At 54.2% G+C, this 14041-nt stretch carries 13 protein-coding genes; 7 read left to right on the forward strand and 6 right to left on the reverse strand.

The annotated features are described in order from the left end of the window. Nucleotide 1 precedes the first annotated feature (1 nt). Nucleotides 2-1003 (forward strand): ABC transporter permease, encoded by a 1002-nt coding sequence (locus ACTID9_RS08430; RefSeq protein WP_441070759.1) that lies wholly within the window; start codon nt 2-4, stop codon nt 1001-1003. Between the two features lie 54 nt (nt 1004-1057). Here ACTID9_RS08430 and ACTID9_RS08435 read toward each other — a convergent pair whose 3' ends face one another. After that, nucleotides 1058-1432: a phage holin family protein gene (locus tag ACTID9_RS08435; RefSeq protein ID WP_122917281.1), complete on the reverse strand. Its 375-nt coding sequence runs from the start codon at nt 1430-1432 to the stop codon at nt 1058-1060. Between the two features lie 141 nt (nt 1433-1573). Here ACTID9_RS08435 and ACTID9_RS08440 point away from each other — a divergent pair, with 141 nt between their 5' ends. From ACTID9_RS08440 to ACTID9_RS08460, 5 genes are all read left to right on the forward strand, one after another. After that, nucleotides 1574-3928 carry an endonuclease MutS2 gene (locus ACTID9_RS08440; RefSeq protein WP_441070760.1) on the forward strand — a complete coding sequence of 785 codons (2355 nt, stop codon included), beginning with the start codon at nt 1574-1576 and terminating at the stop codon, nt 3926-3928. A 31-nt stretch (nt 3929-3959) separates the two neighbouring features. Continuing rightward, entirely contained in the window at nt 3960-4370 is a 411-nt protein-coding gene (locus ACTID9_RS08445) for a DUF350 domain-containing protein (RefSeq protein ID WP_122917283.1), read from the forward strand. Nucleotides 4371-4415: 45 nt separating this feature from the next. Then, nucleotides 4416-4721: a 2Fe-2S iron-sulfur cluster-binding protein gene (locus tag ACTID9_RS08450; protein ID WP_441070761.1), complete on the forward strand. Its 306-nt coding sequence runs from the start codon at nt 4416-4418 to the stop codon at nt 4719-4721. Nucleotides 4722-4796: 75 nt separating this feature from the next. Continuing rightward, a complete protein-coding gene (locus ACTID9_RS08455) occupies nt 4797-4946 on the forward strand; it encodes a hypothetical protein (RefSeq protein WP_354092978.1) in 150 nt (49 codons plus the stop codon). A 37-nt stretch (nt 4947-4983) separates the two neighbouring features. After that, nucleotides 4984-6282, forward strand: a complete 1299-nt coding sequence (locus tag ACTID9_RS08460) for a nucleotide sugar dehydrogenase (protein ID WP_441070762.1) — start codon at nt 4984-4986, stop codon at nt 6280-6282. A 69-nt stretch (nt 6283-6351) separates the two neighbouring features. Here the strand turns inward: ACTID9_RS08460 and ACTID9_RS08465 are convergent, their stop codons facing one another. Then, nucleotides 6352-7179 (reverse strand): M55 family metallopeptidase, encoded by an 828-nt coding sequence (locus ACTID9_RS08465; RefSeq protein ID WP_441070763.1) that lies wholly within the window; start codon nt 7177-7179, stop codon nt 6352-6354. A 141-nt stretch (nt 7180-7320) separates the two neighbouring features. Then, the gene (locus tag ACTID9_RS08470) at nt 7321-8475 is read right to left on the reverse strand and encodes a glycosyltransferase (protein WP_441070764.1); all 1155 of its coding nucleotides are present in this window, start codon (nt 8473-8475) and stop codon (nt 7321-7323) included. A gap of 124 nt (nt 8476-8599) precedes the next feature. Here ACTID9_RS08470 and ACTID9_RS08475 point away from each other — a divergent pair, with 124 nt between their 5' ends. Next, nucleotides 8600-10000, forward strand: a complete 1401-nt coding sequence (locus ACTID9_RS08475; protein WP_441070765.1) for a glycosyltransferase — start codon at nt 8600-8602, stop codon at nt 9998-10000. A 28-nt stretch (nt 10001-10028) separates the two neighbouring features. Here ACTID9_RS08475 and ACTID9_RS08480 read toward each other — a convergent pair whose 3' ends face one another. The 3 genes from ACTID9_RS08480 to ACTID9_RS08490 all read right to left on the reverse strand — a co-directional run bounded on the left by ACTID9_RS08480 (nt 10029) and on the right by ACTID9_RS08490 (nt 14035). Continuing rightward, on the reverse strand, nt 10029-11351 hold the full coding sequence (locus tag ACTID9_RS08480; protein WP_441070766.1) for a hypothetical protein: 1323 nt from the start codon (nt 11349-11351) through the stop codon (nt 10029-10031). 211 nt (nt 11352-11562) lie between these two features. Continuing rightward, nucleotides 11563-12402, reverse strand: coding sequence for a hypothetical protein (locus ACTID9_RS08485; RefSeq protein WP_441070767.1), 840 nt, complete (start codon nt 12400-12402; stop codon nt 11563-11565). After that, entirely contained in the window at nt 12392-14035 is a 1644-nt protein-coding gene (locus ACTID9_RS08490) for a hypothetical protein (RefSeq protein WP_441070768.1), read from the reverse strand. Before ACTID9_RS08490 ends, ACTID9_RS08485 begins: the two co-directional genes overlap by 11 nt. Between the last annotated feature and the right edge of the window lie 6 nt (nt 14036-14041).

A 14041-nucleotide genomic window follows, 5' to 3' on the forward strand; every position in this document is an offset into this window, starting at 1 on the left:
GATGCTTGCAAAAACAGAGTCTGCAAAAGGCCGCGAAAAAGTATGGCATGCATCGCTGCTTGCGTTCACCAACAAGTGGGGAACGGTGATGGCGATTTTGCTCTTAGTCATCTTTTTCACGGCCATGATGCCGCAATTTATTGAGTCATCCAATATGTTAACGATCCTGCGCAGCATCTCGATCGTGACGGTCATCGCCATTGGCCTGACAGTCTCCTTGACAGTAAACGGGTTTGACCTGTCCGTAGGGTCGGCGGCGACGTTTTCCAACTCGCTTGTCGTGTCCATGTACGTCTGGTACAGCATGTCCACCTTCGCTTCCATTGCGGTCGCATTGTCCGTGACGCTCGTCGTGGCGGCGGTCAACGCGTTTCTGATCGTCAAGGTGAAGATTCCAGACATGTTGGCGACGCTGTCCACCATGTTTATTTTCGAAGGCGTAGCGATGACGTATACGGGCGGCGGTTCGATTTCCGAAGGGATGCCGCGGCTCGACGGAACGCCGACAGAAGGGAAGCTTACGGAAGTTTTCAAGCTGCTTGGACAAGCGCCTTACATTATCATCATCATGCTGGTCGTCGTCGTGCTGGCACATATTTTCCTCAACTACACGAAGCACGGCCGCTATATGTATATCGTCGGCGGCAACCAGGAGGCAGCCCGCCTCTCCGGGATTCCGGTTGACCGCTACCGGGCGATCGCGTATTTCCTGTCCACGTTTCTGGTTGCCTTAGGCGGCGTGATCCTCGCCTCGCGGATCGGTTCCGCCCAAATTAATGCGGGGGCAGGATACTTGATGCCTGCGGTTGCGGCTGCGTTCATCGGCTTTTCCTTCGGTGGACTGGGGCGGCCCAATGCGATCGGAACCTTTGTCGGCGCTGTTCTCGTCGGGGTGCTGGAAAACGGTCTGGTCATGATGTCGGTGCCGTATTACTCGCTCAATATCGTCAAGGGCGCGGTATTGGCGCTCGCTTTGGCATCGACGTATTACCGCAAAAACTAATCTTGGAAAAGAAAAAAAACGGCCTCCACTCGGCCGTTTTTTTCTGCGTATAGGCTACGTGTTTTGGCGGTTGCCCGCATCACCGTTGCGCAGGTCCATATGGTTTTTAATCGGAATGAACAGGTCAACGATCCCGATCACCAGCGAAGCCAGGAGTGCGCCCAAGACTGTCACATGAAAGCCGGATACGATGAACTGGGTAACATAGATCACGATGGCGCTGACGATAAAGCCAACGATTCCACGGCTGAAAGGAGAAACCCGATCGCCGAACATCGCCTCGATGACCCAGCCGATCGCAGCGATGACGATTGCTGCAAACAGCGCTGTCCAGAAGCTGCTGACTGTAAAACCAGGGACCAGAAAGCCAACGATCATTAGCACGATGGCTGCAACGATGAAACGGATGACGTGACGCAGGATGGTCATCTTGTTTCCTCCTCAACTATTCTTTAAGAGTTTCGATTTCATTTTGTGTAAAACACCATGCGGCTATGCAGGCTAATATTTGGATTGGGCTTGCTGTTACGTGCTATAATGGGGGGACGAAGGCTAAAGGAGGCAAGTGGAGTGGAGCAACGGGTTTTTAAAACCTTGGAATATTACAAAGTGATCGCCATGCTTGAAGAAAAGGCGACATCGACATTAGGCAAGGAAAAGGCGAAACAACTCATTCCCTTTGCAACCATAGATGAAGTCAAAACAGCACAGGCAGCTACGGTGGAAGGAGCGACGGTGCTTCGGTTGAAGGGCAGCATACCGCTCGGCGGCATCCGCGATATCCGCAGTCCGATCGAACGCGCCCGTCTCGGCTCCATGCTCGCCCCGATGGAGCTGCTGGATATTGCGAGCACGATTTTTTCCGGCAGACGGCTGAAAACCTTTTTGCTCGATCTGTGTGAAGAGGAGCCATTGCCGATCATCCAGATGACGGCGGAACGCATCGAAGGGTTGCGCGAACTCGAACAAGTCATCAAAAGCTGCATCGATGAAAATGGCGAGGTGATGGACAGCGCAAGCGTTGAATTGCGCCAGCTGCGTCAGGAAATCCGTTCGCTGGAAGCACGCATCCGCGAAAAGCTGGATCAGCTGACACGTTCGGCCAGCTACCAGAAGATGCTGATGGAAAACATCGTGACGATTCGCGGCGATCGGTTTGTGATCCCGGTGAAGCAGGAGTATCGCAACGTATTTGGCGGAATCGTGCACGACCAGTCCGCCTCGGGCGCAACGCTCTTCATCGAGCCGGAAGTGACGATGCAGATGAACCACAAGCTTAGGGAAGTGCGGCTCAAGGAAGAGCGGGAGATCGAGCGCATTCTGTACGAACTGACGGTCAAAACGGGCGAACATATCGAGGCGCTGAAAGAAAACATCGAGGCGCTTGCAGAGCTTGATTTTATTTTTGCCAAAGCGCAGCTTGCTCACTCGATGAAAGCGACAGCTCCTGCACTGAACGATCACGGCTACATCCGCCTGAAAAAAGCGCGGCATCCGCTGATTGCAAAAGATGTGGTGGTGCCCATCGATCTCGAGCTGGGCAATGAGTACAAAGCGATTATCGTCACAGGTCCCAATACGGGCGGGAAAACCGTTTCGATCAAGACGACGGGCTTGTTCGCCTTGATGGTGATGGCCGGGTTGCAGATTCCGGTCGAAGAGGGCAGCGAGATGAGCATGTTCTCCTCCGTGTTTGCCGACATCGGCGACGAGCAGTCAATCGAGCAAAGTCTGTCCACGTTTTCCAGCCATTTGACCAACATCATCGGGATTCTTCAAAAGATGGATGAGCGAAGCCTCGTGCTGTTTGACGAGCTGGGCGCAGGAACCGATCCAACCGAAGGGGCGGCGCTCGCGATGGCGATCATCGACCATGTGCTGCAAAAAGGCGCGCGCCTGATTGCCACCACGCACTACAGCGAGCTGAAAGCATATGCCTACGACCGTCCGGACGTCATCAACGCGAGCGTGGAATTCGATGTGCAGACGCTGCGTCCAACCTACCGGCTGCTGATCGGCGTACCGGGCCGCTCCAATGCGTTTGCCATCGCGCGGCGCCTCGGCCTGTCCCAAGAGATCATCGACATCGCGCGCGGCTCCATCAGCGAGGAAGAGAACCAGGTCGAGACGATGATCGCTTCGCTGGAGCGCAACAAAAAATCGGCTGAACGCGAACGACAAACCGCCGAACAGCTGCGCCGCGAAGTCGAGGATATGCGCAAGCAGCTGGAAGCGGAACGCAACGCCTTTGCCGAGGAGAAAAACCGCCTCCTGGAGCAGGCGGAGGAAGAAGCGCGCATCGCTGTGCAGCTGGCCCGCGAGGAAGCGGATCAGGTGATTCGCGAGCTGCGGAAAATGCGCAAGGAAGGCGTGGAGATCAAGGAGCATCTGCTGATCGACGCCAAGCAGCGTTTGAACAACGCCGTTTTGGAGCTGGAAAAAGAAAAGGTGAAGAAGCCGAAGGCCGTTCGCGCCACGCTGGTGAAGGTGGGCGATGAGGTGCTGGTGACGAGCTTCGGGCAAAAAGGCATCGTGCTGGAAAAAGTGACGGACAAGGAATTCCTCGTGCAGATCGGGATCATGAAAATGAAGGTAAAGAGCGACGACATGCAAGTCATCAAGCCGTCAAAGCAAGAGCAGCCGCACGCGCAATACACAGCCGTGAAAGCGTCGCGGGACCGTGTCAAGATGGAGCTTGATCTGCGCGGCTACAATGTCGAGGACGGCATCCGGGAAATCGATCAATATCTCGACGAGGTGCTGCTTGCAGGCCTTCATTCCGTCTCGATCATCCACGGGCACGGCACCGGGGTTTTGCGCAAAGGGGTTCACGACTACTTGCGCAACCATCGCCATGTCAAATCCTTCCGCTTGGGCGGCCAAGGCGAGGGCGGGGTCGGCGCAACCATTGTTGAAGTCAAATAAGGGCGAGACGCCCCTATAAGGAGAGGATACAATGGCTGGATTGCTGCACAATCCTTATTTCGCCACTGTCGCCTATTTTGCCCTGACCGGTTTGGCCATGATTTTGTTTCTGAGCATTTTCGAAATGGTCACCAAGTACCGCGTGTGGAACGAATTGAAACGGGGAAATTTGGCGGTCGCGATGGCCACCGGCGGGAAAATTTTTGGCGTGGCCAACATTTTTCGCTTTTCGATTCAGCATAATGACAGCATGGGACAGGCGTTGGCCTGGGGCTCGTTTGGTTTTGTGCTCTTGCTGTTCAGTTATTTTGTGTTTGAATTTTTGACCCCAAGCATCCATGTCGATGGGGAGATCGAGCGCGACAACCGGGCGATCGGCTTTATTGCGATGATTTTTTCCATCGGGTTTTCCTATATCATCGGGGCTGCATTGTCAAGGTGATGGTATCATGAAAACGACGTTACCCAAGTAAAGGGAGGCGGCATAATGGGAGCGGACCAAATTCCGGTGACGGTGAAACACGGCGGCGCGACGGAGGAGATCCTTGTGCGGCGCGGGGAGAATTTGCTGATGGCTATGGTCGATGCCGGCTTGCCGGTGGCGTACCATTGCACGACAGGCAAATGCACGACGTGCCGCCTGCGGATGGAGATACCTGCGGGTTCCGCTGCGCTGCCAAGCGATACGGAGCGTTACCGCCTGGGCGAGCAGGCGATCGCCCAAGGCGTTCGGCTTGCGTGCCGTGTGTTCGTGGAAGGGCCGATGCAGGTCGATTTGGAGCTGTCTTATTGATGCTTTTCCCGCAACGAAGTATAATGAGGACTTGCAAGAGGAAAGCGAAAGCTAGAATAGCGAGGTGAACTCACCTTGGAAGTGCTGTACAAGGTGCTCATCGTATTCTGCCTGCTGTTTATCGCATCAGGCGTCGTGTATTACCTGTATTTTCTCCCGAAGGTTCCCAATGTGCCGGTACCAAGCGGCGCATTCGGCTCGCTTCTGATGCAATTATTACCATGAGCGTCAAACGCTCACGAGTGAAAAAGGAGATTTGAACATGACCAGTTCTGTCCGTGTCGCGGTTGTGGGGCTTGGTTTCGTCGGGCTGCCGCTCGCTTTGACATATGCGATGAAAGGAGCAAGCGTCATTGGGCTGGATGTGCTGCCGCACGTGGTCGATGAGATCAACAGCGGTCATTCGCACCATCTGGAGCATTACCAAGGCAAAACGCTTGCAGATATTTTGAAGGAGCAGCTGGCTGCCGGACGTTTCCGCGCCACCACCTCCTATGAAGAAGCTGCGCAAGCGGTTTCCAATTATATTGTTACCGCAGGTTTGCCGGTTCACAACGGCGATCCTGATCTCAGCCAACTGAAAAGCGCTGCACAAACGCTCGGTGCTGTCCTGAAAATTGGCGATACCGTGATGATTCGCAGTACCGTCGTGCCGGGTACAACCCAGGAAGTGATCCAGCCGATCCTCGAAGAGGTGAGCGGGCTTGTCGCCGGTGTTGATTTTTATCTGACCTATTGCTCCGAGCGCATCGCGGAAGGGCGTGCCTTCGAAGAGTTTATGCATATGCCGCTCGTTTTGGGCGGGATCAACGAAGCGAGCGTGGAAAAAGGAAAAGCGCTGCTTTCCTTCATCAATGATACCGAAATCACCGTGTCCGACATCCGCGTGATTGAAACGGCAAAAGTCATCGAGAATATTCAGAGGGATGTCAATATTGCCATGGTGCAAGAGTTTGCCCGCTTTTCCGAAGCCTTTGGCATCGATACCTTTGAATTGATCAAAGTGGCCAATACGCATACGCGCGTCAACCTGTTGACGCCGGGACCGGGCGTAGGCGGCTTCTGCCTGCCGAATGCGCTGCATTACCTCATGCCTAAGGCAAAAGAGCTGGGCGTAGCTTTGCCGCTTTTGACGACGGCACGCAAGACGAATGACGCTGTGCCGGCAACGCTGGTCGGCATTTTGGAAAAGGCGCTTGTCGCGTCGGGCAAGACATTGGCCAACAGCCGTGTCGCCGTGCTGGGGATCGCGATGAAAGATTTCTCCAACGACGACCGCGTAAGCCCGGTTCACGACATCATCGACAGCCTGAAAGCCCAGCATGCCGATGTCGTGTCCTACGATCCGGCTGTACCAACAGCCCGTGAGCACAAGGTAGCAACGCTTGAAGAAGCGGTACGCGGCGCCGACGCTGTCATTTTGGCCGCGATCCAGAAAGAGTTCGCCGATCTCGATTGGGCGCATGTCGTCAGCCTGATGGGCAAATCGCCGATCCTGTTCGATCTGAAAAACCGCATTCCGCGCGAGCTGGATGCGACGGTAAACGTACTGCGCATTTGAGCAAGCAATAAAAGCATCTTATTACAGAAAAAAACCTTGCCGCGGCAAGGTTTTTTCTTTTTCATATCATTACCAAAACTTCGCAACACCCGCGAGATTCAGCATCGCGCGCATCACTTTGTACATGTCATGCTGATCTTGGCACACGACAGATACCTCGGTCGTGCCGAGCTTGTATTCCGAACCTGGAACCAGTGCGGCCATCTCGGCTTGTCCGGCATGGGAGAATTCGATCTTCAGCTCCAGCGGCGTTTCGGTGGTGAGCGGCTGAATCTCCTTGACGCGAGCGAGCGCTTCGATTGTTTTCGCCTTGATTTCCGCCTGGGCGGCAGACAATGGCAAACAGATGGCTGCCGTGCGGGAAGCGGCGGTTTTGACGATCGCGGTGCTGATGCCAGGGATCAAGCTTTTCGCTTCTTCCGCAATGTGGTCGTCGCCGGAAACCATGACGACCGGAACGCCCAGCAGGCCGGCATAAATCGCATTGAAGCCGAACTCGCCGACGACTTGTCCGTTCACATACATGTTTTTGATGACGCCGGACATTGTGTGACTGAGGACGCCAGGCGCGCCGTGGCGGGAATGGTAGCCGAGGAAGATGGCGGCGTCATAGGAGCTGTCCAGCCCATGCATCATGGAGTAATCGCGGCTTGTACCGGAGAGCAGCTTGGCTTGCGGATGCAGGTTTTCGATCAGGACGTTGCGCATGTTGTCGTGGCTGTCAGCCACAAGAATGTCGGTTACGCCCGCTTCCAGCGCGCCTTCAATCGCAGCGTTGGCATCTGCGGTCATGAATCGGCGGCCGCGATCGTAGTTGATGCCTCGATCGGGATCGCAATAGGTAACATCGACAATGCCGGAAATCCCTTCCATGTCGATCGAGATAAAGAGTTTCATGCTTATGACACAACCTTTCAAAAATATTTCGAATTAATCTTCTCTTATTGCGACGGTTTGTGCAAGTAAAACGTTTGCTTTTTTTGCCAGTGGAAACAGACAAACAAAAAAACAGAGGTACCGGTGAACGGTACTTCTGTTTTATCGTGCAGCATCAGTCAACAATTTGCGGTACAGCTCCAGCGTCTGCCGAGCCATCTGGCTGATTGTGAACGTTTCCTCCACCTTGGCAAGGGCTGCGTCCGCGAGCTTTTCGCGCAATGCCGGGTCGGCTGCCAGCCTTTCCATCGCCCGCACCAGCTCTGCAACGGAGTTAGGGGGGATCAGCAGACCGTTTTGATCCGGGAAAACCAGTTCTTTCACGCCGCCTACGCTTGTGGCAATCACGGGCACTTCCGCTGCCATCGCCTCGATGATGGTGTAGCCCATGCCCTCATACAAGGAAGAGTGCACGAACGTATCGAACGCGTGCAGGACAGTTGGAATGTCCTGACGGAAGCCGGGGAAACGGACGTACTCGGACAAATTCAGCTTCGCCGTCAACTCCTCCAGCCGCGTCCGTTCCGGTCCGTCGCCGACAAGCACGAGCCGGTAGGGGACCGCCCCTTTTTCAGCGGCGATCAGCTGCGCAAATGCTTCCAGTATCAAATGCAAGCCTTTCACCGGAACAAACCGCGCCATTGTGCCGAATATGAAGGCGTCCTGCGGCAAGTTCCATTCCGCAAGCAACCGCTTGCGATCGGATTCTTTCAGCTGTGTCTGGCGAAACGGAGAGAGATCGATCCCGTTGAAAATCAGGCTGATCGCATCGGGTGCGACGCGGTCTTGACGCAGCAGTTCGCCGATGGCCCCGCTGATCGCGATGTAATGCTTATTGTAATGACGGGTGAGCCGTTCCATCCACGATACGGCAAAATAGGCAAGCTTGCTGTGATAATCGTAGCGAAGGTTGCTATGTACGGTCGTGACGAGGACGGGAACCGAATGCTTGACGGCCAGCCGGGTAAAAAAGTTGGCTTTGATCCCGTGCGTATGGATAATATCCGGTTGATATGTATGGACCGCTTGCTTGATGCCCTGCAAAAGGCGCAAGTCAAAACGGCCGAATTGATGTAAAGGAATGACCTCGATATTGGCCTCCCGCAGCCGGGAAGCGAAAACGGAATCATAGAAGCAGACAACAGCAACCTGCGCCTCTTCTTCCGGAAAGGCTTGTATCAGGTTGAGTATATGCTGTTCAGCGCCACCAAACTCTCCTCCCCCGATGACGTGGAGGATACGTAATTTGCTATTCATCGAATCCACCCGAACCTTTCCAAACAGACCATTTCCAATATAGCAGATGGTGATTACATTCGCAATAACACGCGAGATATGGTATGGTTATCAGTGAAATTTTTGCACAGGGAAGGTTAGTCCAATGACAAAGAAACAGTTGCTGATGGTTTGCTATGGGTTCCCGCCGATCGGCGGCGGAGGAGTTCCCCGCCCGTTGAAGATGGCGAAGTATTTGGGCGATTTTGGCTGGGATGTGACGGTTTTGACCGTGGAGCCCGGCTACCATGCAACGCTTGATCATAGTCTTTTGCAGGAGGTTCCGCCTTCTGTGCGGATCGTGCGCGCCAAGGAATGGAAAGTTTTCGCCAGAGGAGGGGCAGCTGCGCCAACGCCAGCTGCGCAGTCTCAAGGAGCGAATCCCGCTGCTCCATCCGCCAAAGCGCGCTTGAAAAAAACGATCGTTGCTTTTTTGAAAAAAGTGAAGCCTTACTTCATGATACCAGACGATCAAATCCTTTGGTATCCACAGGCGGTAAAAACAGGGCGGGAATTGATGAAGCGGGAGAAATTCGACGCGATTTTTTCCACCTCCGGGCCTGCAACCAACCATCTGGTGGCCAAAAAGCTTGCAGATGAGTTCGGCTGCAAATGGATCGCGGACTTCCGCGACCCGTGGACGCAAAACATGCATCAGACCGGCATCGAATGGCGGGAAGCGCTGGAGGAGCGGCTGGAGCGAGGCGTCATGGCGAGAGCCGATGTCGTGACGACGGTAACGGCGACGTTCGTGGAGATGTTCCGCGAGAAGTATGGAGACACGATCAAGGCGATGAAGCTGATTTACAACGGCTTCGACCGCGCCGATTTTGCCAACCTGCAGCCGCAATTCGAAGTGCCGGACCGATTCCACGCTGTCTATGCGGGCATTTTGTACCAAAAGCGCAATCCGCGCCTGCTGCTTGAAGCCGTGCGCGAATTGATCGATGAGGGCCGTGTGGAACAGTCTGACATCCTGTTCAGCTTTGCAGGTGTGTTCGATTATCCAGGCTACTCGGAAAACCGGGATTGTGTCGAAAGGCTGCAGCTTGGGGAGCAGGTTCGCCTGCTGGGCAATTTGCCGCACAAACAGGCGCTTGGGCTGATGAAGGGCGGAGATGCCCTGTTGCTGGTCGGCGACGTATCGGCGGATGCCGGTGCCTATATCCCGGGCAAGCTTTATGAATACATGGGAATCGGCAAGCCGATTTTGGCGCTGAACATGGCGGGAGAGGCGACCGAGATCATCCAGCAGTTCCAGTTGGGTGAGGTGTGCGACCCGACGGACAAAGCCCAGATCAAGCAAGCGTATCTCGCTCTGTATCAAGCGTGGAAGGCGCAGAGAGCGCAGCAAGCCGCAGGCGGGGCAGAAGGAGCCGCACGCGACGATGCGAGCTTCTACGAGCGTGTGAAGCGCTATGAGCGGCGGTATCAGGCGGAACAGCTCGCCCTTGAGCTGGACAAGCTCGTTCTTGCGGAACAAACGAAAAAACCCTCGCGTGCGTGAGGGTTTTTTCGTTTGCCTTATTTCGACCTTATTTCGATTCGCCGTTCAAATAATTGAAGAACGGCTGGTCTACCCAGAACTGGTAGGAGGTGACGGAGACGCTTGGATCGATCTTTTTGAAGCCGGCGGCGACGTCAGCAGCTTTGTCGTTGAGCGAGAACGACTGCGCGATGTAGTGGTCTTTTGCGATGTAATTGTTCGTGATTTTTTGGTAGCCTTTCAGTTCGTTCGCAGAGTAGTAGAGCGGCTGCCACCAGGAAGCGTAAATCAGGCCTTTTGGATTTTCTTCATTTTTCTTCGCAAACTTGTTGATTACGGCATCGAATGCTTCCTTGTCGGCAGCTGTCGCGAATTCAAAGCTCAGGTCATACTCCTTGGAGTAGGCGATGTAATTGCCGTTCTCGATTTGCACCACTTTATAGTCAGGGGTTTGTGTCGGCTCGCCCCATTCTTTCAAATAAAGGAATGCGGATGTTTTTGGCTCAAACTGAACTTTGGCATCCAGCCCTTCGCTTTTGAGCAAACCGATCAGCTGGATCGCGTGCGTGATGTCGCTGTGGCCGTAGGTCAGGGAGCGCGCTGGGTCAAAATTGGCGTTGAAACGGCTGTCTTTCAGGTTATAACCGGTCACCAGGCTTTGTTTTACCGCTTGATCGACAACTTTGCGCAATTCCGGCGCATCGATCAGGCTGGACGCTGTCCATGCTTGATACACTTTGCCGTAGATGTCGCTGTCGCTGACATAGCCCAAATAATGCTTGTACGCGCCGGTAAAGGAAAGCGCCTTGCCGATCAGCGTGCTTGCCAATTCAGCTGTCGCAGGCTTTTTGTCAGCCAGCAAACCGTAGTAGGAAGCAGGGACGAGGTTCGTGTCGATCGCTGCCGCGATCTCCTGTGCGGCGGCAGGTGCCAGAGCTTGTCCGTTTACGTTTGCTTTCGCCAGCGATTTCGCTACTTTTTCTTGCGGGTAGGAATAAGCGAGTTCCTTCAGACCAGCTGCGCGCACAGCCAGCGAAACCGCATCAGCAGCAGTCAAGGCGCTGTCTGCTTTCGTGTCGGACGAAAGAGCGGTTTTTTCAATTTTCAGCGCTTTCGCCAAAGCGTCGATGTAGCTCGCTTTCGTAAGGGAAGCGGAAAATTGAATGTCGTAATTTTCTTTCAGGTAAGCGGCGTAGTTTTCAACTGCTGCTGGTGTTACTGCAGCTGCTGCGGTAGGCGCAACGGTCGTTTGCGCGAATGCGCTTGTTCCTGTGCCGAGCGAAGAAAGCAGAATCGCGGAGGCGAGCGCCGTGCTCATCCACTTGTTGGTCTGGCGTTTTTGTCCTGTGGAAAACTTGTTCAAAGCTGTCATGTTCTCTCTCCCCCAATTAGAAAACTTGGCTTGGCCAAGCTGTTGCGCCGACAGAGTATCCGGGATGAATAAAACCGATAAAAATAGTCGGCATTAGTATTGTTGACTAGGTTAGCATGTTTTTCCTCAACTGTCAACGCAATGCAAAAGAGCCGCCAGAAATTTTCTGACGGCCCGCGAAATGAGCAGAACGGTTATGTTTGCTTCCCAATTAATAAAGCAGATACTTCTCCACTTCGCTGATGTCGGGGAGCTTGATGCCCGGATCGTTGTATTTGAAGAAGGTGTAGTTCACTTCCTGGTCCATGTATCCGGCACCTGGGAGCGGGATGATGATCCACGTCTGATATTTGAAAATCAGGTCGGAATCTTCTTTTTCGCTGTCCGTTTTGCCTTCGTTGCTGACCCAGATGGTGGTTTTGATCGTCGATTGCTTCAAAAGCTCTTGCATGTCAGGGCGATCCGCGATCTCTTTTTTCAAGTCGCCAAACAGGTCGCTCTTGCTGCCAGCCAGCCATTGTGCGCCGCTGATCTTGATCTGGAAGGGCGTCGTGTCCACACCCATGATCTTTTCACTCGGCAGCTGCACCGCATCGGTCAGGAACGGAAGCCAATCGTCAAAGCCCTTCCATACGTCAAAGGAAAGCGGCTGCTCTTGCGCCGTAATCCAATAGTCGCCGTTGCGCAAATACGTTTTATCGTGATAGCGGTAATATTGATACGGCTGTGCCGCAATGCGCGCATTGACCAGATAGCCCTCCGGCTTGCTGACGATGCCATCGAACATGCTGGTCGTCGTCCGGGACAGGATGGTGTTTTTCACATAACCGGTATACCAGAACTTTTGCGCTTTCGGATCGGTTTCAGCCTTTTCAATTGCCTTTTTCAGCCGTTCGACCGCGAGCGGTCCTGCCGGCGTCCCGATATCGGTGGGAGCGGACGGCGTGTTTGCTTTCAACTCCTTCACGGCTGAAGGGTAGGTGCAGCCGCCCAGCAGGAACGCGACCGACAAGCAGACGGGAGCCATACGGCGGATTGCTTTAGGAAACATGACGGAACCTCCTTACCAGGCCGTAGCCGACAAGCGCTGCAAACAGCAGAATGACGATCCACATCACCGGCACATTGTGCTGTTTCAAGACGAGCACCTGATGCGTGCCGTAAATGGATGCGACGATTTCATTTTGCTTGTCGCCGTCGACATCGCCGATCTGTACGTTGATCAGCGGCAAATAAATTTTCCACGTTTGCTCAAGCCCTTGCGGCGTATAGTGGAAGCCGGCCAAATAGCGCAAGTAGTAGCTGCTGACCCAGCTCTTCGCCTTGGCGATGATCTCCGGCTGGGGATCGTTGCCCACGGTGGCGAAATTGGAGAAGCGGAACGCTTTATCGTTCGGAGCGCTGACCCACAGGACGTCCCACTTGCCATCAGCCAGCGGTTTGAGCACATAGGATGGCGTATTGGCCACCAGCATCTCGTCTACATTGTCGTGATCGATGTCTGCCACGATGATATCGCTGGTCGCCAGACCGTTGATTTCTTTACGCAGGATCGTATACGCATCCTGTGTCGTGCCGTTCGGGTTGACGGTCATCACCGTCAAGTTTTCTCCGAGCAGGATCAAGCCTTCCTTGCCGCCGGGCAGCCGCATCGTATCGAGCAGCTTGGTCGCGGTGGTCGGGGTTGAAAAGGCGACGCCATCAAATGTCCCGCTCAGCTTGCCGGCGCGGATGGACAGGTTGGCGAACTTGGACCCGTGGCCAAACGTGGAGCGGCTGTCCATCTGGCCGTTGCGCTCGGAGAGTACCTTGTCGATGTTCACCATATCCAAAAGGAACGCGCGGTACGGTGCTGTCCCGGCCTGCATCATGCCCTCGGAGTAAGGCTGGCGCTGCACGTTCGGCAGAAGCTGATCGCCTTTCATCATATAGTAAGGGAAACCAGGATAGTCGACCGGCATTTGCTCCTTGATCGCAGCCATGTCCTGGGCCGAGACTTGCTCATTTGGAATCCGCACCATCTCACCGTTTTTGTAGGTGTAAATGTACATGCTGACCGGCTCGGTTTTCAGCTTGACGATTTTTTCGGCGAGCGCGAGTTTTTCTTCCGGCGTCTCCGGCTTTGGTTCCTCTTCCGGCAATGGCGGCACCTCGTCCTTGTTGCCGTAGGTGATGATCTCCATTTTGCCGTCATGGTCGACGTCATACAGGGTGATCGGGAAAAAGTCGGCCCATTCGCCTTGGTACAGCTTGGGCGATTCCCATTTGACGTAGAAATGGTTCAGCACCGCCAAATTGTCGCGGTTAAACGTAAAGTTGCCGAGGAAAGCTATCAAAAGCAGCGCGATGATCGCATTCCAGCGCAGTTTGCCGTATAGCTTGGCCAAAATGACGATGACCAGCGTCGAGCCGATCACGCCTTGAATGATATGCTTCATCTGATCGGTTTCCAGCGTCTTGAACGCGCGGTCCAGAAGCAAGAAGCCGATGGTAAAGACAGCAACCTCTTTGCGATGCTCCGGGCGGATCAAGTACAGCCCCAAAATGAGCACAGGGACAAAAACGATCAGCGCGATCCAGGAGCCGTCAAGGAACGCCACCTTGATCACCAGATGGTACACAAGGAACAGAATTGCGGCATAAACCGCCCATAATAATGTTTGTAAACGGAAAATGTTGCGCATCGCGTT

The sequence above is a fragment of the Brevibacillus fluminis genome, assembly GCF_052072235.1.
GTDB lineage: Bacteria > Bacillota > Bacilli > Brevibacillales > Brevibacillaceae > Brevibacillus_D > Brevibacillus_D fluminis_A.